Raw genomic sequence first — 21,096 nt, 5'->3', positions numbered from 1 at the left:
TCCCGCCGCACGGATCGCGGATCCCGCCGCACGGATCGCGGTGCGTGCGCCGGTGATGGGACAATGGAGCACATGTCATCACGCGCGCCCTCCACGTCCGCTCCGCTCGAGATCGGAGAGACGATCGAGCTCGAGATCACCGGGATCGCCCACGGCGGCGTGAGCGTCGCGCGCCACGACGGCCGGGTGGTGTTCGTGGCCGACGCGATCCCGGGCGAGCGGGTGCGCGCGCGGGTGACCGACGCACGGAAGAAGTCGTTCGCGCGGGCCGCCGTGGTCGAGGTGCTCGACGCCTCCGAAGCCCGTCGCCCGCACGTCTGGGCCGAGGCCGCGGTCGAACGCGCTCCCGAGGATCGGGCCGGGGGCGCGGAGTTCGGGCACATCGCCCTCCCCCATCAGCGCCTCTTGAAGGCGCAGGTGCTCGCCGATGCGATGCACCGCTTCGGCGGGGTCGAGCTCGCGGCGGCCGACGACGACGAGCTCGGCGAGGCGCTCGCCGAGTTCGTGGAGGCCGCTCCCGGTGACGACGAGGCGAACGGGCTCGGGTATCGCACCCGAGTGCGTCTGCACGTCGATCCCGAGACCGGCGCGATCGGCCCCTACGCGGCACGCAGCCGCCGCGTGATCCCGGTCGCCTCCCTGCCGCTCGCCAGCGCGGGCATCGGGCGGATCGCGCCGCTCGAAGAGGCGATGCCGGGGGCGGCCACCGTCGACCTCGTCGATCCCTCTGCCGACGACCCGCGCATGCTCCTCGGTCTCGCGGGCGAGAAGACCCGCGCGGGCGAGCACGACACGATCCGGGAGCTCGTGGAGGATCGCGGCTTCCTCGTGCGCGCCGGAGGGTTCTGGCAGGTGCACCGCGAAGCCCCGGCCGTGCTCTTCACCGCCGTGAGAGACGCCGTGGCCGAGCTGATCGACGAGGGCCGCTTCGACCCGGCGGCGGGAAACCTCGACCTCTACGGCGGGGTCGGCCTGCTCGCGGCGGCGATGGCGGAGGCCGCCGGGCCCGGCACCAAGGTGACCACGGTCGAGGTCGATGGCGGCGCGACGGACGACGCGGCCGAGAACCTCTCCGAACTGGTGGGGGCGCTCGCGGTCACCGCGCGAGTCGATCGTCACCTGGGCGAGCTGCTGCGGGCCTCCGCGCCGGTGCGGGATCGGCTGCGGCGCGGCACGGTGGTGCTGGATCCGCCGCGCTCCGGGGCGGGCGGGGACGTGATGGGGCAGCTCGCCGAGCTCGCGCCCGCGAACGTCGTCTACGTGGCCTGCGACCCGGTGGCGCTGGCCCGGGACACGCGCAGCCTGCGCGATGCGGGGTACGAACTCACCGGCTTGCGCGCTTTCGACATCTTCCCGCACACCCACCACTTCGAGTCCCTGGCGGTCTTCCAACGCGGCTGATCCGCCGCAGCCCCCTCCTACGCGCGCCAGTTGTTGCGGCCAAACCGCGCGCGAGGCAGCACCTACTGACGCGCGAAGGTCGCAGCGGGCGCGGGACGGGCGGGGAGGGGCGCGAACGTTGGGGAGGCGCGCGGCGGGCGCGCGGCGGGCGCGCGGCGGGCGCGGGCGGATCAGCGGACGCGCACCCGCACCACGCCCGTCATCTCGGGGTGCACCGAGCAGAGATACGGGTACTCCCCCTCCTCCTCGAAGAGGTGCGTATAGCTGCCGGAGGTCATCAACTCGCTCACGAAGCCGCCGTCCTCGGCCACCACGTCGTGTTCGGCGGGGCCCTCGAACTCCCAGCGCACGGCCTGCCCCGGAGCGACCTCCACCTCGGGCGGATCATAGGCGTTGTCGAAGGCTCGCACCGTCACCGCCGCCTCGACGTCGTCGTCGGACGGCACCGCGTCCGGCTTGCCCGCGGCGCATCCCGCGAGCGACGCCGCGGCCCCGATCCCGATCATGCCGAGCATGCCTCCCAGCACGCTGCGCCGCGACGGCCCTTCGATCCTCATGCCGACTCCTCGTTCCTGTCGTTCGGCCCGCGCCGGGTTGATCCGTGCGAGGCGCCGGGGCCTCAGTGCTGATGCAGCGCGCGAGCCGCGTCGGTGATCGCACCCGTCATCGACGGGTACACGGCGAACGCCGAGGCGACCTGGTCGACGGTGAGCCGGTGCTCGACGGCGAGCGCGAGCGAGAAGATGAGCTCGCTCGCGCGGTGCGCCACGATGACGCCGCCGATCACGGTGCCCGACGCCTTCCAGGCGAAGAGCTTCACGAAGCCGTCCGTGAAGCCGATCATCTTCGCCCGCGGGTTGACGCTGAGCGGGACCGTGTGCGTGACGTGCTGCGCCAATCCGGAAGCCTCGGCGAGCGTGCGCTCGTTCCAGCCGACGGTCGCGATCTCGGGGTACGTGAACACGTTCGCTGCGACGTTGCGCAGATCGATGGGGCGCACGAAGTCGCCGAGCGCGTGCATGATCGCGGTGCGGCCCTGCATCGAGGCGACCGAGGCGAGGGGGAAGAAGTCGGTGCAGTCGCCGGCCGCGTAGACCGAGGGGACCGCCGTGCGCGCCACCTTGTTGACGCGGATATGGCCGCTGTCGGTGAGCTCGACGCCGGCCTCCTCGAGGCCGAGGCCGTCGGTGTTCGGGATCGAACCCACCGCCATGAGGCAGTGCGACGCCTCGATCGTGCGACCGTCGGAGAGGGTGACGAGCACGCCGCGCTCCGTGCGCACGACCGAGTCGGCGCGCGACTTCGACATCACGTGCATGCCGAGGCGCTTGAACTCGCGCTCGATGACGGCCGCGGCATCCGGATCCTCGCCCGGCAGCACCTGCTCGCGGCTCGACACGAGAGTCACCTCGGCACCGAGCGTGCGGTAGGCGTTGGCGAACTCGGCGCCCGTGACGCCCGAGCCGACCACCACCAGGTGATCGGGGATCGCCGGGAGGTCGTAGAGCTGCTTCCAGGTGAGGATGCGCTCGCCGTCGGGCTTCGCCGAATCGAGCTCGCGGGGGCTGGAGCCGACGGCCACGACGATGGTGTCGGCCTCGATCCGGTCGAAATCGGTACCTCCGGAGGCGGCCGTCGACACGAGCACGGCGTTGGGGCCGTCGAGCCGCCCCTCCCCCTGCACAACGCGCACGCCGGCGTCTTCGAGGGATCGCAGCATGTCGACCGACTGCGCGCCCGCCATCGCCAGGAGGCGCTTGTTGACCGCGGCGAGATTCACAGCGATCTCCGGGCGCACCGGCTTGCCGTGAGCCCCCGGCACGAATGCCTGCACGCCGAGACGACCGGCGTCGCGCACCGCCTGCACGCCTCCCGCTGTGGCGATGAGGCTCTTCGAGGGGACGACGTCGGTGAGCACCGCGGCACCGCCCACCCCGGCGCGTTCGATCAGAGTGACCTCGGCCCCCAGCTGGGCGCCCGCGAGCGCCGCCTCATAGCCGCCGGGGCCACCGCCGAGCACCGCGATGCGGTGCTTCCGTTCATACGCTTTCGCCATGCCTCAAGTCTACGAGGTCGCGGCGGGCCGGCGGGTGCCGGCGGGAAGTGGGCGTTCGTGCAGGAGAACACCACTCGTGCAGGACCGATCCGCCGCTTTCCTCCTGCGCGAGCGGCTTCCTCCTGCGCGAGGTGCGGGCGCCCTCAGTGCCTGCGCGGGCAGGAGTCGCGGCAGGCGTTCTGGCAGTAGCTCGGCCAGCGCTTCTCCAGCCGACGGTCGAGCGCCGCCCAGTAGCTCTGCATCACCGAACTGGTGCGCGCGCCCATCCAGAGCTGGATGTTGCGCACCGCCGCGCTGTCGGCCCACAGCCACTCGTCGAACCACGCGTCAACGGCATCCGCGAGCGCTTCGCCGCGCCGACGGCCGAGGCCCGGACGTGGGCTCTTCTCACGCTGCTCGCGGCACAGCCAGGTGACGCCCACGTTGGCCGGCGCGGGCAGATCCTCGATCTGCATCTCGGCAAAGACCTCGATGAACACCCGCCCGTATGCATCCTCGGGGAGCCCGCCGAGCCAGGCCCGCAGTTCCGTCAGGTCGGACGCGTCACCGGCGGCGAGCACGCAGTCGATACCGGCGGGATCGAGCACGGAGACGAACTGCGGGTCGCCCGGGTCCGGGATCGAGGCATCAGGGGCATTCACGCCTCCATCTTAGGTCATCCTTACCTTCGTCGGGTGATCTCTCGGCGGATCATCAGCTCGGGGCAGACACGCACTCGGTGAACGCGCGCTCGGCGGACGCACACTCGACGGATGTCCGCTCTGCGGACGCGCGCGCTCGGCGGATGGGGGGTCCGGAGCCCCGGACGGGCGGGTGCCGATCCGCGCATCCGGGTGCGCCTAAGATCGTGACAGGGGATGACCGCGCCGCTACGCTCGCGCCGCGGCGCCGGAGGACGAGGACGTTTGGAAGGACGAGCCGCTCATGACGAGGATCAAGACCGCCCACAGCACTGCCGCCGAGACGCGCGGCACGATCGCCGGCGGCGACGTCCTCCGTTCCCGGACCGCACCCCGCTCCGGGGCGGCCTCGCTCGAGCGCGATCCCGGGATGCCGTCGAGCACCTGGCGCCTGCGGAGCGATGCGTGGGAGTACCTGCGCTTCGCGGTGAAGCGCATCGCGATGGGCAACGACAACGACGGCGTGCTCTCCCAGGACGGAGAGGTCTTCCGGTCGCTGCGCGCGCTCGAGACCATCGAGCTCTACTGGGCCGGGTTCGGCCAGCGCTACGTGCGCGCCATCCGCGATCTGCTGGTCGAGGGCGACTACCCGGCCGCACTCGAGCGCATCGGCAGGGTCGTCAATCGCTTCCGGGGCAGTTCCGTGCCCGACGAGCCGCGGGACGAGCAGTTAGAGGAGGCCGAGCGGGCCGAGCTGCAGGACGACGCCGACCCCAGACCCCGCTTCGAGGTGCTCGTGGTCGACGAGACCACGGAGGCCGACCGGGACGCGCTCGCCGCGGAGTCGCTCAAGATGCGCGGGCCCGCAGACGCGTTCATCTACGACTTCGTCGTCGTGCCCTCGGCGGAGGACGCGATCGCCGCGGTGCTCACCAACCCCAAGATCCTCGCCTGCGTGGTGCGACCGGGGTTCAGCGACCGCACCAAGCAGCCGCTGAGCAAGGAGCTCCAGGAGACCATCGAGCTCGCGAAAGCCTCGGCCGGCACGCACCCCGCGTCGTCGCGCAGCTCGCTCGCCTCGGTGCAGCGCGTGCTGGGTCTCGCCGACGCGCTCGCCGATCTGCGCCCCGAACTCGACCTCTACCTCGTCGCGGGAGCGCACATCGAGGAGCTCGCCGGGGTGCTGACCCGCCGCTTCCGCCGCGTGTTCCGCCGCGAGGACCAGCTCGAGCTACACCTCACGCTGCTGCGCCGCATCTCCCACCTCTACGACACGCCCTTCTTCTCGGCGATCCAGTATCACGCCCGCCGTCCCGTCGGGGTGTTCCACGCGCTGCCCGTCGCGCGCGGCGGATCGGTCGTGAACTCGAAATGGATCAAGGATCTCGCCGACTTCTACGGGCTCAACCTGCTGCTGGCCGAGACCAGCGCGACCTCGGGAGGGCTCGACTCTCTGCTCGCGCCCACGGGCGCCATCAAGAAGGCTCAGGATCTGGCCGCGCGCGCATTCGGCGCCAAGCACTCGTTCTTCGTCACGAACGGCACCTCCACGGCCAACAAGATCGTGCACCAGGCACTCGTGGCACCCGGAGACGTGGTGCTGGTCGATCGCAACTGCCACAAGTCCCACCACCACGCGATGATGCTCACCGGCGGACGTCCGGCCTATCTCGAGGCCTACCCGCTCGACGAGTTCGCCTTCTACGGAGCGGTCCCGCTCAGCCGCATCAAGCAGATGCTGCTCGACTACCGCGCCGCGGGCCGCCTCGACGAGGTGCGCATGGTGACGCTCACCAACTGCACCTTCGACGGCATCGTCTACGACCCCGAACGAGTCATGGCCGAGTGTCTCGCGATCAAGCCCGACCTGGTGTTCCTCTGGGACGAGGCATGGTTCGCCTTCGCCGCCTTCCACCCGGTCACCCGCCGGCGCACGGCGATGGCCTCGGCCAAGCACCTCGAGGCGAAGCTCAAGTCGGCCGCGCACGCGCAGGCGTATCACGAGCAGCAGCAGCGCCTGTTCGAGGCGGACGGCACCCCGAAGCCCGACGACGCGTGGCTCGACGAGCGCCTGATCCCGAGCCCCGACGCGCGGATCCGCGTCTACGCCACGCACTCCACGCACAAGACGCTCACCGCGCTGCGGCAGGGCTCCATGATCCACGTCTACGACCAGGACTGGGTGCGCGAGGCCGAGGAGCCCTTCCACGAGTCCTTCATGACGCACACCTCGACGTCGCCCAACTATCAGATCCTCGCCTCGCTCGATCTCGGGCGACGCCAGGTGGAGCTCGAGGGCTTCGACCTCGTGCAGCGCCAGCTCGATCTCGCCACCAGCCTCGCGCAGGCAATCGCCCGCCACCCGCTGCTGCGCCGCACCTATCGGGTGCTGACTTCCACCGAGCTCATCCCCGCCGAACACCGCGAGGTGCAGCGCCCGATGCCGCTGCGCGACGGGCTCTCGACCATGTGGCGGGCCTGGGCGGGCGACGAGTTCGTCATCGACCCGAGCCGCATCACCGTCGAGATCACCCGCACCGGGGTCGACGGCGACACCTTCAAGCACGAGTACCTGATGAACCGATACGGGATCCAGGTCAACAAGACGAGCCGCAACACGGTGCTGTTCATGACCAACATCGGCACCACGCGAAGTGCCATCGCCTACCTCATCGAGGTGCTCGTGAAGCTCGCCGAGCGGTTCGAAGAAGAGCAGGCGCAACGCGATCCCGACCTGCCGCGCACCCCGGAGCAGGACATGCCGCCGCTGCCCGACTTCAGCTACTTCGCCCCGGAGTACGCGTCCGACGCCGGACTCCCCGACGGAGATATCCGGCCGGCGTTCTTCCTGGGCCAGAAGCGGGGAGCGGTAGAACACGTGGGGCTCGATGCGCTTCGCGAGCGGGTGGCGCGGGGGGAGGAGCCCGTCTCCGCGGGCTTCGTCACGCCGTACCCGCCCGGCTTCCCGGTGCTCGTGCCCGGCCAGGTCGTCACCGCCGGCGTGCTCGACTTCATGGCGCGGCTCGACACCCGCGAGATCCACGGCTATGACCCGAAGCGCGGCTACCGCATCCTCAAGGAGGGGTAGGCGCCGCGGTCGGGTTTCGACTCGCTGCGCTCCCTCAACCGGCGCCGCTCGTCGCCCTGCGCGCCCCGACCGTCATCCTGCGCGCACCCACCGTCATCCTGCGCGCCCCCACCGTCATCCTGCGCGCACTCACTGTCATCCTGCGCGCACCCACTGTCATCCTGCGCGCACCCACCGTCATCCTGCGCGCCCCCACCGTCATCCTGCGCGCACCCACCGTCATCCTGCCCACCCACCGTCATCCTGCGCGCAGTCGCAGGATCCACCGCGCAACCTCCGCCTCCCTCAACCGGCGCGAGCCCCCCCCCGGGCCCAAGAGCACAGCCCCTAAGCTGGACTCCATGACCGAGCCGCTCGACCCCACCGCCCGTGCCGCCGAAGCCGCGGCGGCCATCGCCCGCCTCACCGGCGTGGATCGCCACGACATCGGCCTCACCCTGGGCAGCGGCTGGGGCCGGGCCGCCGACGTGATCGGCGAGACCGTCGCCGTGATCCCGGCCGAGGAGGTGCCCGGCTTCCATGTCTCGGGCGTTCCCGGCCACTCGGGGACGCTGCGCTCGATCCGTCTCGCGAGCGGCCGGCACGCGCTCGTCATCGGGGCGCGCACCCACTTCTACGAGGGTCGCGGCGTGCGCGCAGTCGTCCACGGCGTGCGCACCGCCGCCGCCGCGGGCGCCGGGATCATGCTTCTCACCAACGGTGCGGGCGGCATCGATCCCGCGTTCCGGGCCGGCGAGCCCGTGCTGATCAGCGATCACCTCAATCTCACCGCGGCCTCCCCGGTCGAGGGTGCGAACTTCGTCGACCTCACCGACCTCTACGCCGACCGGCTGCGCGCACTGGCGCGCGAAGCGGAACCGTCGCTGCAGCAGGGCGTCTACGTGCAGCTGCCCGGCCCGCACTACGAGACCCCGGCCGAGATCCACTACCTGCGCACCATCGGCGGGCAGATCGTGGGCATGTCGACCGCGCTCGAGGCGATCGCCGCCAGGCAGGCGGGCATGGAGGTGCTGGGCCTCTCGCTCATCACGAACCCCGCTGCTGGCATGGGCGAGGATCCGCTCAGCCACGAAGAGGTGCTCGCCGAGGGCAAGGCGGCCGAGCCCCGCCTCGCCGAGCTGCTCTCCCGCGTCGTCGCGCGGCTGTAGCCGCCCCGCCGACCCCGCCCGCCCGACCGGCCCGCACCGCCAAGCCCGTTCCGCCCGTCCCGGCCCGCCCGCCCGTCTCGCCCCGCCCATCCCGTCGCACTCGGCCCGGCCCAACCCGATCTTCGCGCGTCAGTAGATGTCGGTATTCCAGCGGTGAGGCAGCACCTACTGACGCGCGTACTGAAGTTGCGTGGGTGAGCGCCGGGCCGCGGCCGCACGGGGAGCGGGAGCGCGGGCGGATCCCCCTACGTTCGTATGATCCTCGCCCTCGATTCCGTGAGAACGTCTGCGGCGCGCACCCGGAGCCCGCGGATAGGCTGAGATCCGGTGCGATCCGTGCCGGCCCCGAACTCGAAGGAGAGAACATGCAGTCGGTCGATGTCGTGGTGATCGGCGCCGGATTCGCGGGGCTCATCGCCTCACGCGAGCTCGGCCGGGCCGGCCTCGAGGTGCTCACGCTCGAGGCGCGCGACCGCATCGGCGGGCGCACCTGGACCGACCACCGCCTGGGCCGAGACCTCGAGATGGGCGCCAACTGGGTGCACTGGGTGCAGCCCCACGTGTGGGCCGAGATGACCCGCTACAGTCGCGGGATCGTGCGCAGCCCCCGCGCCGAGGAGGCCTCCTGGCACGGGGCCGACGGCACCCCGCGCACGGGCACCCTCGAGGAGTTCATGGCGCTGATCGATGAGGGCCAGCAGCTCGTCGTCGACGACGTACGCGAAGCGATGCCGCGCGGCGTCGATCCCACGAACGGTGCGATCCGGGATCTCGATCGCCTCAGCCTCCAGGACCGCTTCGACGCGCTCGACCTCGACCCCGAGGCCCGTGCCGCCAACGAGTCGGTGTGGGTGGGCCACGTGAACGCCCCGCTCGACCAGGTGGGCCTCTCGAGCGCGCTGCGCTGGGTCGCTGCCACGGGAGGCCACTGGCAGCTCATGCACGAGGCCTCCGCCACCTACCGAGTGGTCGATGGGATGCGCGGCTTCACCGACGCGCTCGCGGGCGACATCCCCGGCGAGATCCGCCTGAACACGACCGTGATCTCGGTGACTCAGAACGGTGCGGGATCCGACGCGCACGCGGTCGTCGAGACGGCCGACGGCGCGCGGATCCGCGCGCGGCGCGTGATCAGCACGCTGCCCGTCAACGCGATCGCGGGGATCCGATTCGAACCCGCGCTGCCGGAGGTCTGGCGGCGGCAGAGCACCGAGACCGTCGCGTCGCAGGGCACCAAGGTCTGGCTGCGCGCGAAGGGGCACCTGCCCCGCTTCTTCGCCTACGCGAGCCAGCACCATCCGCTGTCGGTACTCAAGGCCGAGTTCTACGAGACCGACGAGCAGGGCGACTACACGGTCCTCGTCGCCTTCGGCCCCGACCACACCCGCATCGACCTCGACGACCTCGCGGGCGTGCAGGCCGCGGTCGACGCATTCAGGCCCGGCATCGAGGTCACGGAGGTCACCGCCCACGACTGGATGACCGACCCGCTCTCCCGCACCACCTGGATGACGCACCGGCCCGGCCAGCTCACCCGCGACCTCGCGGAGCTGCAGCAGCCCGACGGCGCCGTGCACTTCGCCACCACCGACAACGCGGACCTGTGGGGCGGCTTCATCGACGGCGCGATCGAGTCGGGCCTGCGCGAAGCCCGCAGGGTCGCCGAAGCCCTCCTGCCCCACTGAGCGCGAGGGCGCGCTCAGCGCCGTCGGCGCGAAACGCTCACGCGTTTCCCTGAGCGCCTTGCCGGGGGCGGCTTCATCGACGGCGCGATCGAGTCGGGCCTGCGCGAAGCCCGCAGGGTCGCCGAAGCCCTCCGATAGCGCGCACGCGCGTCAGTAGTTGTCGTCAAACCTCAGGTTTGGCGACAACTACTGACGCGCGAAAGATGGTCGGCGCGTCGGGCGGCGCGGGTCCGCGCGACGCGCGAGCGGACCCGCGCCGCACCGGCTACTGCCGGTGCACCACTCTCCCCTCGACCACGGTGAGCCGGATCGGCACCTCGGGCAGCTCATCGGGCGTCGCGTCGACCGGATCCGCGCCCCACACCGTGAGGTCCCCGACCGCGCCGACGGCGAGCACCCCGCGATCCTCGTGCCCGCGCGCCCGCGCCGGCCACAGCGTGTAGGCCAGCAGTGCCTCCTCGCCGCTCAGACGCTGCTCGGGTTCGAAGACGGGCGCCGCGGGATCTCCCGGGGCGTGCCGCCCTCGCGCCCACGCCATGCCGAGTCGCGGATCGTACTGCGCCACCGGCCAGTCGGAGCCGAGCACGAGCGTCGTCCCCGAGTCGAGCACGTCGCGCACCCGGTAGCCCGTGGCGTCGCGTCCCGGGCCCAGGCGCACGGTCCAGTTGTCGCTGTGGTCGGCCGCGCGCCACTGCATGTGCAGCGGCTGCATGGACGCGGTGACGCCGCTGCCGCGCAGCTGCTCGACATCGGCGTCCGAGAGCACTTCGAGGTGCTCGATCGAGTGGAACGGCAGCCCGTCGCGGGCGGGCAGCGTCGCGTAGACCTCGAGCACACGACTCACCGCGTAGTCGCCGACCGCGTGCGTCGCGATGAGCATTCCGGCCTCATGATAGGCGCGAACCACCTCGGCGTAGCGCTCCCACGACGGCCAGAACGGCACGCGGCCGTCGCCGCACGCGTCGACGGTGTGCAGCCAAGCGGTGCCGGTGTCGATCACACCGTCGCTGAAGAGCTTGATCGCGCCCGTCTGCCACAGGCGCCCCCGGCGGTCCCCGGCCGCGATCACTCGCGCCACGTCGTCGTCATCATCGCCCACCGCGTGCCAGTGGTGCACGGTGACCCGGTGGTCCAGCTCGCCGCGGCCCTCGAGCTCGGCGAGCAGCTCGACCGTGCGATCCCGGCCGTCCATGATGGCCCCGCCCGTCAGCCCCACCGCAGCCAGACGCCGGAACATGTTCCGCAGCGCGTCGCGCTCTTCCTCGGCCGATGGTTTCGGCGCAGCGTCGAAGACCAGGTTGTACGCCGTCGGTTCGCGCAGCTCTCCCGTCGGCACCCCGGCGTCGTCGACGACCACCTCACTGGCGTCGGCGAACTCACGCGCCCCGGTGATCCCCGCCGCGGCGAGGGCCGGAGCCGTCGCGAGCCCCGTGTGCAGGTCGTAGCAGATGAGCGCGACAGGGCGCCCGGGCGCCGCGTCCTCGAGCAGGTCGCCGCGCAGACCCGTCTCCTCGAACGGCTCGTACTCGAGGTTCCAGCCGCGCAGCCAGGCGCCCTCGGGCAGGCGCGCGTGCTCGGCCGCGATGACTTCGCGCAGCTGCGCCACCGTCTCCAAGCCGCCCAGATCAATACCCGCGGTGACCTCCGCGGCCCAGTGCGGGTGGGTGTGCGAGTCGAAGAGCCCCGGGGTCACCGTGGCGTCCGACGCCTCGTGCACCGGGATGCCGGCCGCTTCGGCCTCGGCGCGGATCGCCGCGTCGTCGCCGAGCGCCGCGATGCGGCCCGCGCGCACGAGCAGGGCCGTCGCCCCGATCCCCTCATCCGTGTTCGTGCGCAGCCGCGCACCGACGATCGCGAGATCGCCGCCGAGATGCTCCGTCATGTTCTCGTCCTTCCCCGTTCGCGTTCGCCGGCCCGGTACGCGGATCGCGCTCAGTCGTCGATGGTGGTGTAGTGCTTGCGCAGCGGCTCGTGCACCCGCCAGACGCCCTTCCAGCCGGAGGGCATCACCATGACGTCGCCCGGGCCGAACTCCTCGGGATCCTGCCCCTCGACCTCGATCGTGACGCGGCCCGAGAGGATCGTGCAGATCTCCGTGTAACCGTTGCGCTCGGCAGAGAAGTCTCCCGGGGTGCACTCCCAGAGCCCGGTGTCGATGCGGCCGTTCGACCAGGTGCTCGCAGCCGCCTCGGTGAGCCCGTCGGTGGTGGCCGTGGGCTTGGGCGCGTGCGGTCCGAGGTCGACCGCGGCCGTGTCGTGCACCGCGTGCGTGCGGATGGTGGTGGTCATGGGTGGTCCTTTCTGAAGGATCGTGCTGCGCGGATCGGGTCTCGACTCGGCTTCGACTCGCTCAACCGGCGGGGAGCTCAGTGGCGTCCGGTGACGACATCGGCGAGATGCGCGATCGGGGAGGTCTTCTCCCGCCCGGCCAGCTCCGTGCGATCCGCCATCCCGTAGGCGGCGTAGAGACCCTTCGTCGCGATCCAGCGCAACGGCTCCGGCTCCCACTTGCGCACCCGATGGTTCACCCACGGCAGTCCCGCGATCTCGCTGTCGTGCCCGAGGATCAGGTCGGAGATGGTGCGCCCGGCCAGGTTGGTCGACGTCACCCCGGTTCCCACGTAGCCGCCGCCCCACGCGATCCCCGTCTCGCGGTCCAGCCCGACGGTGGCCGCCCAGTCCCGCGGCACGCCCAGCACGCCGGACCAGACATGGTCGATCGCCGCGCCGCGCGTGGCCGGGAAGAAGCGGTGCAGGATCTCGCTCAGCGTCTCCACGGTCTCGAGCGCGGTCTCACCGTCGGTGTCGGTCTGCGACCCGTACTTGTAGGGCACGCCGCGCCCGCCGATCGCGATCCGGTCGTCGGCGGTGCGCTGCGCGTACATGTACACGTGCGCGAAGTCGCCCAGCACCTCGCCCTCGCTCCAGTGCAGTTCGTCCCACACCTCCGGCACAAGCGGCTCGGTCGCGATCAGCGACGAGTTCATCGGCAGCCACAACCGTTTGAGGCCCTTGAGCCCCGCGGTGAACCCCTCGGTGGCCCGCACGATGTACTCGGCCGACACCGTGCCGTGCGTCGTGCGCAGTCGGTGCGGCTCGATCTCGACGACGCGCGTGCGCTCGTAGATCTTCACGCCGGCGCGTTCGACCGCGTCCGCGAGACCGGCGGCGAGCTTCGCCGGCTGGATCCGCGCCGCATGCGGATGCCACACCGCCGCGCGCGTCCCCGCCACGTTGATCTTCGCCGTCGCCTCGGGGGCCTCCAGCAGCTCGAGATCGGTGTACTTCCAGGACTGCTCCTCGGCCGCGAACGCCCGGATGCGGGCCTCCTGCGCCGGCGTGTAGGCGACGTTGAACTCGCCGCCCTTCTTGATGTCGGCGTCGATCCCCTCGGCCGCCGCGACCCGGATCACCTCGTCCACGGTCTCGTTCATCGCCCTCTGGAACCGCTCCGCCGCGTCTCGTCCATGGGTCGGCTCGTACTGCGCCCGGCCGCCCGTCATCGCGGAGGTCAGCCAGCCGCCGTTGCGGCCCGACGCCCCGTAGCCCGCGTGCCGCTGCTCCACGATCACGATGTCCAGATCGGGGCGCGCCTGCGCGAGGTAGTAGGCGGTCCAGAGTCCGGTGTAGCCGGCGCCCACGATCGCCACGTCCGCCGTGATGTTCCCGGGCAGTTCGGGCCGCTGCTTCGGCTCCCCGATCTGCTCCCACCAGTGGGACACATTGCCGTTGATCATCTTCGATTCCTCCGCCTCATCGAGCCTCACGCTCAACGATACCGATTTCGTGCCTGTATATGGAAAAGGGCGACTGATTCAGCATGCCGATCACCGCATGAGCGGCGATTCCGGCCGCTGACGCGTTCGCTCGGCCGTTCGTCTTCCTGCGCGAGCGCACCCTCCGTCATCCTGCGCGAGCGCACCCTCCGTCATCCTGCGCGAGCGCAGCGAGTCGCAGGATCCAATCGGTTATGGATCCTGCGACTTCGCGCAGGATGACGGGGGACCGCGCAGGATGACAGGGGACCGCACAGGACGACGGGGGACCGCGCAGGACGACGGGGGACCGCGCAGGATGACGGGGACCGCGCACGCCAACGGAAACGACCGCGCAGGACGACGGAGCGCCCCGCGCGAGACAACGGAGCTGAGCCGCCCCTACGTGGCCGACTCCCCCGCCTCGCCGGTGTCGACGAGCAGCACGCCGGACGAGATGTCCCACATCATGGCGACCTCGTCGCCGCGATTATGGATGCGCGCGTCCTGCCCCAGGCGCACCGCGCCCTCGCTGCCGTCGGGCAGCCGCACCGAGTAGCGGCGCGAGGCACCCAGGTAGGTGACGTCGGTGATCGTGACCGGGATCGCGTTCTGGTGCTCCGACGGCACGGTCGCCGCGGGCTCCAGCCGCAGATTCTCGGGCCGGATGAGGATCGCCAGATCCTCGTGCCGGCTCTGCCCGTCGGCGACGATCCGGTGGCCGGCCACCTCGATCGCGGTCTGCCGGTCGCCGACCGGAGCGCCCCGACCCAGCAGCACCGTGGACTCGCCGAGGAAGCGCCCGACGAACAGCGTCTGCGGGGCCTCGTAGAGATCCTCGGCCGTGCCGACCTGCTCGATCCTGCCGTTGTTGAAGACCGCGATGCGGTCCGACATCGACAGCGCCTCCTCCTGATCGTGCGTCACGTAGACGAAGGTGGATCCCACCTCGCGGTGGATGCGCTTGATCTCCGTCTGCAGCCACTCGCGCAGCTTCTTGTCGAGCGCGCCGAGCGGCTCGTCCATCAGCAGCACCCGCGGCTCGTAGACGAGCGCTCGCGCGAGGGCGACGCGCTGCTGCTGACCGCCCGAGAGCTCCGACGGGTAGCGGTCGCCGAAGTCGCTCATGCGCACCATCGCGAGCGCCGCCGCGACCTGCTCCTTCTGCTGCGCCTTCGAGAGCTTGCGGCGCTGCAGCGGGTAGGCGATGTTCTCGGACACGGTCTTGTGCGGGAACAGCGCGTAGTTCTGGAACACCATGCCGATGTCGCGCTTGTGCGGCGGCAGCTTCGCGACGGGCTTGCCGTAGATGTGCAGGTGCCCGTCGGTGACGCTGGTGAAGCCGGCGATCATGTTGAGCGTGGTGGTCTTGCCCGACCCCGAGGGGCCCAGGAAGGTCATGAACTCGCCCGGCTCGATCACCAGATCGATCTCGTCGACCACGGCTTTGTCGCCGTAGCGCTTGGTCACCTGGTTCAGGCTGATCCCCGCTTCGCCGATCGCGTGGATGGCCGAGGTGTTCAGCCCCCCGTCGCGCAGCTCCTGCTCGTGCCCGCCGGGCACCGGGATGTCGTTGTGGGTCATAGCGTTCACGCTACCGGTCGCTTTCTCTTCCTCGTGGCGAACTGGGCGATGAGCATGACGACCACCGAGGTGAGCATCGTGATCACCGCTACCGCCGCCACCGTCGGGTCGTTGGTCTGCGTGACGCTGTTGAAGATCTTCACCGGCAGCGTCTGCAGTGTGGGGCTCTGGATGAACAGTGACAGGATCACCTCGTCGAACGAGGTGACGAAGGCGAACAGCGCGCCGGCCGTCACACCGGGCGCGATCAGCGGCAGGGTGATGCTGAAGAAGGTGCGCACCTTGCCGGCCCCGAGCGTGGCCGACGCCTGTTCGAGCCGCGGATCGAGCCCCTGCAGCGAGGCCATCACGTTCGTGATGACGAGCGGCATCGAGACGATCGTGTGCGCCAGCACGAATCCCGGGAGGGTGCCCAGCAGGTCCATGCGCAGGAACAGCGAGTAGAGCCCCACGGCCAGCACGATCCCCGGCACGATCAGGGGGAGCAGGAAGTAGCCCTCGAGCAGCCCCTTGCCCCGGAATCGGAGCTTCGAGAGGCCGAGCGCCGCCAGCACGCCGACCGCGGTCGCCACCAGCATCGTGAGCACGGCCACCTGCAGCGACGAGAAAAGCGCTTTCAGCCAGAGCGGGTCCGTGAAGAAGTTCTCGTACCACTGCGTCGAGAAGCCCTTCGGGGGAAAGTTGAACGACGTCGCGGTGTTGAACGACATCGGCACGATCACCAGCGTCGGCACGATCAGCCACAGCACGATGAGCACCGCGAAGGCGCCCAGCAGACGTTTCGTGGTCATCAGCGATCCACCCCCGGGAACAGGCTGCCGTTCTTGTTGAAGCGCGATACCAGCACGAGGATCAGGATCGTGCACACGAGCAGGAAGATCCCGAGCGCGGTGCCCTGGCCCCACATCAGGAACACGCTGATCTGCTGCTGGATGAGCGCCGAGATCATGATCTCCTTCGAGGATCCGAGCAGCGCTGGGATGATGTAGAAGCCAAGGCCCAGGATGAACACCGTCACGCCGCCCGAGAAGATGCCGGGCTTCGACAGCGGCAGGTACACCGTGAAGAAGGCGGTCACGGGATTCGCGCCCAGATTCGACGCGGCGGGCAGCAGCCGCTTGTCGATCTTGGCCATCGACGAGTACAGCGGCAGCACCATGAACGGCAGCAGCACCTGGCACATGCCGAGCGCCACGCCGAACGTGGTGCGGATCAGCGGGATCGGGCCGATCCCGAACCACGCGGCCAGCAGCCCGTTGATGGGGCCCGTGTCCTGCAGCAGCACCATCCAGGCCAGAGTGCGCACGAGGATCGACGTCCACAGCGGCATCATGATGAACAGCTGCATCATGTTGCGCGTGCGATCCGAGACGATGGTCATGAGGTACGCGTAGGGGTAGGCCAGCACGAGGCAGACGATCGTGACGAGGATCGCGGTGCCGAAGGTGCGGATCACCACCGTGAGGTTGGCCTCGGTGGTGAAGAGCCAGACGTAGTTCTGCAGGCCCGGCTGCGGATCGGTGACCGATCGGATGAAGACATCGATCAGGGGCGCCAAGAAGAAGAGCGAGACGATCACGAACGCCGGGATGAGCAGCAGGAGCGGGCGCCAGTTCTTCGGCCCCCGCCGCTTCCGCATCCCGGGGTCCGCACCGAGGACGTCGCCGCTCTGCGCGGCGACGGCCTCGGTGACGGTGGTTTCGGTCACGGTGATCAGTTGCCCGTCGCCCAGGCGGCCCAGGTCGCCGACAGCGCGTCGTAGTTGTCGACCCAGAAGTCGATGTTGGGCGAGACGCCGGTATCGAGATGCTCGGTCACGAGCCACTCGGCGAGCTGGTCGTCGACGTCGGGGCGGGCCTCGCTGTTCACCCCGGCGTAGGAGGTGAGCTCGGTCATCTCGGCCTGCTGCTCGGCGCCGATCGAGTAGTTGACCGCGGCGAGCGCGGCCTGCTTGTCGGAGACCCCCTTCGGGATGCCGTTCGAGTCGACCATGATCATCCACTCGTCCCACATCGGGGCGACGGGGGCTCCGGCCGCCGCGGCGCCGTAGCCGCGACCCGACCAGACGAGCCCCATCACGGCCTCGCCCGCCTCGAGCTGCTGCTGCGCCTGCGCCCCGGTCGTCCAGCCGATGACGTCGTCGCCGAGGGCCTTGTACTTGTCCATTCCCGTGGCGATGTCGTCGACCGTCAGATCGTCGACGGAGCGGCCATCGGCCAGCAGGGCGAACTCGATCGTCTGCGGGTCGACGTAGGTGGACTGGCTGACCGTGCGCTTGCCCGGGAACTTCTCGGTGTCGAAGAAATCGGCCGCGCTCGTGGGCGGGTCGTCGCCGAACGCATCGGTGTTGTAGACGACCACGAGGCCGTAGAGGATCTGCGGCACCATGCAGGCGTCGGTGATGAGCTCCTCGGGTACGTTCGAGGTGTCGACCTGGTCGTAGTCGTACTCCTCGTAGAGCGTGCCGCAGCCGCGGGCCGTGTCGAACTGCGAGGTGTTGACGATGTCCCAGCTGACGTTGCCGCTGTCAACCATCGCCTTGAGCTTGCCCGCGTCGAAGGCGTCCTGGGTGAACATCGCGCCGGATGCCGCGGCGAACGGGTCCCAGAGCGCCTCCGTCTGGCCCTCCTGGAAGATCCCGCCCGAGCCGGCGAACGTCAGGGTCACGCCGTCGAGCACCCCCGCCTCGATCTCGCCCGCGACCGGCGTGCCCAGATCGCGCTCGGGAGCCGGCTCGTCGTTTCCTCCGCCGCTGCAGCCCACCAGGGTGAGCGCCAGCGCCGCAGAGCCCGCGAGGAGCGCGAGCCCCCGGCGGGTCTTGGGGTTCTTCAGAGTGGACATGTGTTTCCTCACCTCATCGTGATCGTGGTGCCCGCCGGCGGGGCGCCTCGCCTCGGGCGCCTCCACAGGGTTCGGAAGCCCGGCGGGTGCCACCGAAGCTAGCAGCGCGCGGGCCCGCCCACCGGGCCCCCGTTACCTCTTCGTTACCGCTCGGGCCATCTTTCATAGATTCGTACATCCGCTCGATCCTCAGTGGTACGAACATAAGGATTCGGCCGATCAAGCCGATTTCCGAGCCCCCGATCGCGGCCCCATCCCTAGCATGGAACCGGCATCGCTCGCAGTTCGAGGAGGAACAGGCATGGACATCGTCGTCATCGGAGCCGGGCTCGCGGGACTCACCGCAGCGTGGGAGCTCGGCAAGGCCGGGCACGCCTGCACGGTGCTCGAGGCCCGCAACCGGGTCGGCGGACGCACCTGGTCGGAGCGCCTGGGCAACGGCGAGATCACCGAGCGGGGCGGCGAGTACGTCTTCCCCACGGAGTTCCCGATCCGCCGCCTCGCCGCCGAGGTCGGCGTGCCCCTCATGTCGCACAACGTGCGGTACGGCCGGCGCACGGTCGATGGTCGCGTGATCTCGTTCGCGGAGCTCGCCGAGACCGGCGAGCGGGTGCGCGCGACGCTCGCCCGGATGCTCGCGGACGGGGAGTCCCGCGTGTCGCTCGAGCGCGCCTTCGCCGAGGCGCTCGGGGCCGACTACCGCCTCGATCCCGTCTATCGCCGCACCACCACGTCTGCCGCCGCCGACCCGAGCCGCATCAGCGCCGAGGCGGTGCTGCTGCACGAGTCCTCGACCGTCGACGGCTACATCGAGGACGGCGCCCGGTTCGTCGGCGGCAACCAGGCGCTCGCGATCGAGCTGGCGCGCCGCCTCGGCGATCGCGTGCGCCTCGAGCACCCGGTCTCCGGCGTCGAGCAGACGGCGTCCGGGGTGCAGGTGCGGCTGAACGACGGGACCCGGATCGACGCAGACGCCGCCGTCGTGGCCGTACCGCTGCCGATCCTGCGCGAACTCGAGCTCGGATTCGCGCTGCCCGAGGCGCAGCAGCTGGCGCTGGATCACCGCTTCATGGGCGTCGCAGCGAAGCTGGGCGTGCCGCTGAAGCGCGTCGACGACGACATCGCGCTCCAGCACCCCGACCACACCTGGTGGTCGTGGCGCTCGCTCTCGATCGACGGCGAGCACCGCATCGACGCGCTCTCCTCATTCGCCGGCGGCCCCTTCGCCCTCGATGCTCTTCGCGTGACGGAGGGCCCGGACGGGTGGGTGCGGGCTCTGCAGGGGATGCGTCCGGAGCTCGAGATCGACGGCGAGCCCCTGCTCACGACCTGGGCTGACGATCCCTGGACCCGCGGGTCCTACACCGCGGCCGGGCTCGACTGGACCGCGGCGGATGCGACGGCCTTCGACCGCCCCGCGGGACGGGTGGCGATCGCCGGCGAGCACACCGGGCTCGCGCAGTCGCTCTCGGGAGCGGTCGCCTCCGGGTACCGGGCCGCCGCCGCGCTCAGCTCGGGGCTGACGCGATGACGCGCGACGACGGCCGTATTCTGGGCACATGACCTTCACCGTCGGGTCGCTCCTCGCACTTCCCTCGGCGGGCACGATCTCATTGACGCCGGGGGTGGGTGAGGACCGCGCGATCACGTGGGCGCACGTGTGCGAACTGCCCGAGCCGTGGAAGTGGCTCGGTCGCGGCGCCCTCGTGATGACGACGGGGATCGGCCTGCCGGCGACCGCCGACGAGCAGTGCGCGTACCTCGACGGGATGCACGCGGCGGGGATCGCGGCGGTCGCGATCGACGCGATCATGCCCGAGACGCCGCTCGCCGACCGCGCGCTGGCCCACGCAGCGGAGATCGGCTTCCCGGTGCTGCAGACCGAGCACGAGGTGCGATTCGTCTCGCTGGCCATGGCGGTCGCCGAAGCCGGCCAGGCCGAGCGCACGGCGCGGGCGCGTCAGGCCGAGCAGCTGCACGGATCGCTGCTGCTGGCCGAGCTGTGCGGCGGCTCCGTACCGTCCGAACCCGCCGCCCGGCTCGTCGCCACCTACGACGTCGAGCCTCCCTACCAGCTCGCCGTAACCGAGAACGACGACGTGCGCACCGCCCTGGACGGGGTGCACGCGGCGTTCGCGGCGCATCGGGTGCCGGCACTCGCGACTATCAAAGACGGGCAGGTGCTCATCCTCACCGATGCCGCCGAGCGCGTCGACCGCGTGCTCGAGTCGCTGACCGGCGAGACCGGGCGCATCGGGGTGAGCGCCCCCTTCCACCAGCTCGAGGATCTGCCCACCGCGCACCGGCAGGCGCGCAGCGCCCTGATCCGCAATCACCAGTCCGGCCGCGTGCTGCGCTTCGAGGAGAACACGACCGCGTCGCTCTTCCTCCCCAACGACGCCGACCAGCTCCGGGGCATCGCCCGCCAGGTGCTCGGCCCGCTGCGCACCTACGACGAGCAGCGCGGCACCTCGCTCACGCAGACGCTGCGGGTCTTCCTGGAGGAGAACCGCAGCTGGGTGCGCGCCGCCGAGCGGCTCTACGTGCACCGGCAGACGCTCATCGCCCGGGTCTCGCGCATCGAGAAGATCATCGACCGCGACCTGTCGTCGATCGAGGACACCGCGGAGTGCTGGCTCGCAGTGCAGGCCGCCATCGGCTGCGGAGACCTCGAGCCGAACGACACGGCGCCCCACGCGCCGGGAAGCGACGACGGCTAGGGTCGGTACGCCCGGCGGTCGGGGCCCGTCACGCCGCGATCACCGCGGGCAGGCGCAGCGCTGCTCCTCGGCCACGCCGGCGAGGGCCTCCTCGATGTGCAGACCGCACCCGGCCCAGGTGGTCTTGCCGCAGTCGGAGCAGCGCACGGGAGCGCACATGGCGGGTTCCTTTCGACGAGGATCGGGGCGAGAGGTCTC

At 70.7% G+C, this 21,096-nt stretch carries 16 protein-coding genes; 6 read left to right on the top strand and 10 right to left on the bottom strand.

What is annotated here, in order from left to right; all coding sequences use genetic code 11:
* Positions 1 to 72 precede the first annotated feature (72 nt).
* On the top strand, positions 73 to 1,401 hold the full coding sequence (locus EVS81_RS11275) for a class I SAM-dependent RNA methyltransferase (protein ID WP_130110476.1): 1,329 nt from the start codon (positions 73 to 75) through the stop codon (positions 1,399 to 1,401).
* Between the two features lie 170 nt (positions 1,402 to 1,571).
* Here the strand turns inward: EVS81_RS11275 and EVS81_RS11270 are convergent, their stop codons facing one another.
* From EVS81_RS11270 to EVS81_RS11260, 3 genes are all read right to left on the bottom strand, one after another.
* Entirely contained in the window at positions 1,572 to 1,958 is a 387-nt protein-coding gene (locus EVS81_RS11270) for a cupredoxin domain-containing protein (protein ID WP_130110475.1), read from the bottom strand.
* A 62-nt stretch (positions 1,959 to 2,020) separates the two neighbouring features.
* On the bottom strand, positions 2,021 to 3,457 hold the full coding sequence (locus EVS81_RS11265; protein WP_130110474.1) for an NAD(P)H-quinone dehydrogenase: 1,437 nt from the start codon (positions 3,455 to 3,457) through the stop codon (positions 2,021 to 2,023).
* 143 nt (positions 3,458 to 3,600) lie between these two features.
* A complete protein-coding gene (locus tag EVS81_RS11260; RefSeq protein ID WP_130110473.1) occupies positions 3,601 to 4,098 on the bottom strand; it encodes an SIP domain-containing protein in 498 nt (165 codons plus the stop codon).
* 409 nt (positions 4,099 to 4,507) lie between these two features.
* Between EVS81_RS11260 and EVS81_RS11255 the strand changes: the two genes are divergently transcribed.
* The 3 genes from EVS81_RS11255 to EVS81_RS11245 all read left to right on the top strand — a co-directional run bounded on the left by EVS81_RS11255 (position 4,508) and on the right by EVS81_RS11245 (position 9,998).
* Positions 4,508 to 7,165: an aminotransferase class I/II-fold pyridoxal phosphate-dependent enzyme gene (locus EVS81_RS11255; protein WP_420813285.1), complete on the top strand. Its 2,658-nt coding sequence runs from the start codon at positions 4,508 to 4,510 to the stop codon at positions 7,163 to 7,165.
* Positions 7,166 to 7,506: 341 nt separating this feature from the next.
* On the top strand, positions 7,507 to 8,313 hold the full coding sequence (locus EVS81_RS11250) for a purine-nucleoside phosphorylase (RefSeq protein WP_130110471.1): 807 nt from the start codon (positions 7,507 to 7,509) through the stop codon (positions 8,311 to 8,313).
* A gap of 365 nt (positions 8,314 to 8,678) precedes the next feature.
* Positions 8,679 to 9,998 carry a flavin monoamine oxidase family protein gene (locus EVS81_RS11245; RefSeq protein ID WP_130110470.1) on the top strand — a complete coding sequence of 440 codons (1,320 nt, stop codon included), beginning with the start codon at positions 8,679 to 8,681 and terminating at the stop codon, positions 9,996 to 9,998.
* Positions 9,999 to 10,263: 265 nt separating this feature from the next.
* Here EVS81_RS11245 and EVS81_RS11240 read toward each other — a convergent pair whose 3' ends face one another.
* From EVS81_RS11240 to EVS81_RS11210, 7 genes are all read right to left on the bottom strand, one after another.
* A complete protein-coding gene (locus EVS81_RS11240; protein WP_130110469.1) occupies positions 10,264 to 11,880 on the bottom strand; it encodes an amidohydrolase in 1,617 nt (538 codons plus the stop codon).
* A gap of 50 nt (positions 11,881 to 11,930) precedes the next feature.
* Entirely contained in the window at positions 11,931 to 12,287 is a 357-nt protein-coding gene (locus tag EVS81_RS11235) for a cupin domain-containing protein (protein WP_130110468.1), read from the bottom strand.
* Between the two features lie 77 nt (positions 12,288 to 12,364).
* Entirely contained in the window at positions 12,365 to 13,735 is a 1,371-nt protein-coding gene (locus EVS81_RS11230; RefSeq protein WP_130110467.1) for an NAD(P)/FAD-dependent oxidoreductase, read from the bottom strand.
* Positions 13,736 to 14,155: 420 nt separating this feature from the next.
* Positions 14,156 to 15,337 (bottom strand): ABC transporter ATP-binding protein, encoded by a 1,182-nt coding sequence (locus EVS81_RS11225; protein ID WP_130110466.1) that lies wholly within the window; start codon positions 15,335 to 15,337, stop codon positions 14,156 to 14,158.
* A gap of 5 nt (positions 15,338 to 15,342) precedes the next feature.
* Positions 15,343 to 16,128 carry an ABC transporter permease gene (locus EVS81_RS11220; protein ID WP_130110465.1) on the bottom strand — a complete coding sequence of 262 codons (786 nt, stop codon included), beginning with the start codon at positions 16,126 to 16,128 and terminating at the stop codon, positions 15,343 to 15,345.
* Entirely contained in the window at positions 16,128 to 17,045 is a 918-nt protein-coding gene (locus tag EVS81_RS11215) for an ABC transporter permease (protein WP_130110464.1), read from the bottom strand. The genes EVS81_RS11220 and EVS81_RS11215 overlap by 1 nt, the downstream gene beginning before the upstream one ends.
* A gap of 5 nt (positions 17,046 to 17,050) precedes the next feature.
* Complete coding sequence (locus EVS81_RS11210; protein WP_130110463.1) at positions 17,051 to 18,178, bottom strand: extracellular solute-binding protein; 1,128 nt, start codon at positions 18,176 to 18,178, stop codon at positions 17,051 to 17,053.
* Between the two features lie 301 nt (positions 18,179 to 18,479).
* Between EVS81_RS11210 and EVS81_RS11205 the strand changes: the two genes are divergently transcribed.
* Together EVS81_RS11205 and EVS81_RS11200 are read left to right on the top strand one after the other, a co-directional pair.
* Positions 18,480 to 19,709 (top strand): flavin monoamine oxidase family protein, encoded by a 1,230-nt coding sequence (locus EVS81_RS11205; protein ID WP_130110462.1) that lies wholly within the window; start codon positions 18,480 to 18,482, stop codon positions 19,707 to 19,709.
* 28 nt (positions 19,710 to 19,737) lie between these two features.
* The gene (locus EVS81_RS11200) at positions 19,738 to 20,898 is read left to right on the top strand and encodes a PucR family transcriptional regulator (RefSeq protein ID WP_130110461.1); all 1,161 of its coding nucleotides are present in this window, start codon (positions 19,738 to 19,740) and stop codon (positions 20,896 to 20,898) included.
* The last annotated feature ends 198 nt before the right edge of the window (positions 20,899 to 21,096 follow it).

Origin of the sequence: Leucobacter triazinivorans (assembly GCF_004208635.1) — a bacterium.
GTDB lineage: Bacteria > Actinomycetota > Actinomycetes > Actinomycetales > Microbacteriaceae > Leucobacter > Leucobacter triazinivorans.
The sequence above is the reverse complement of the archived record's forward strand: the minus strand, read 5'-3'. Positions and strand labels throughout refer to the sequence as shown.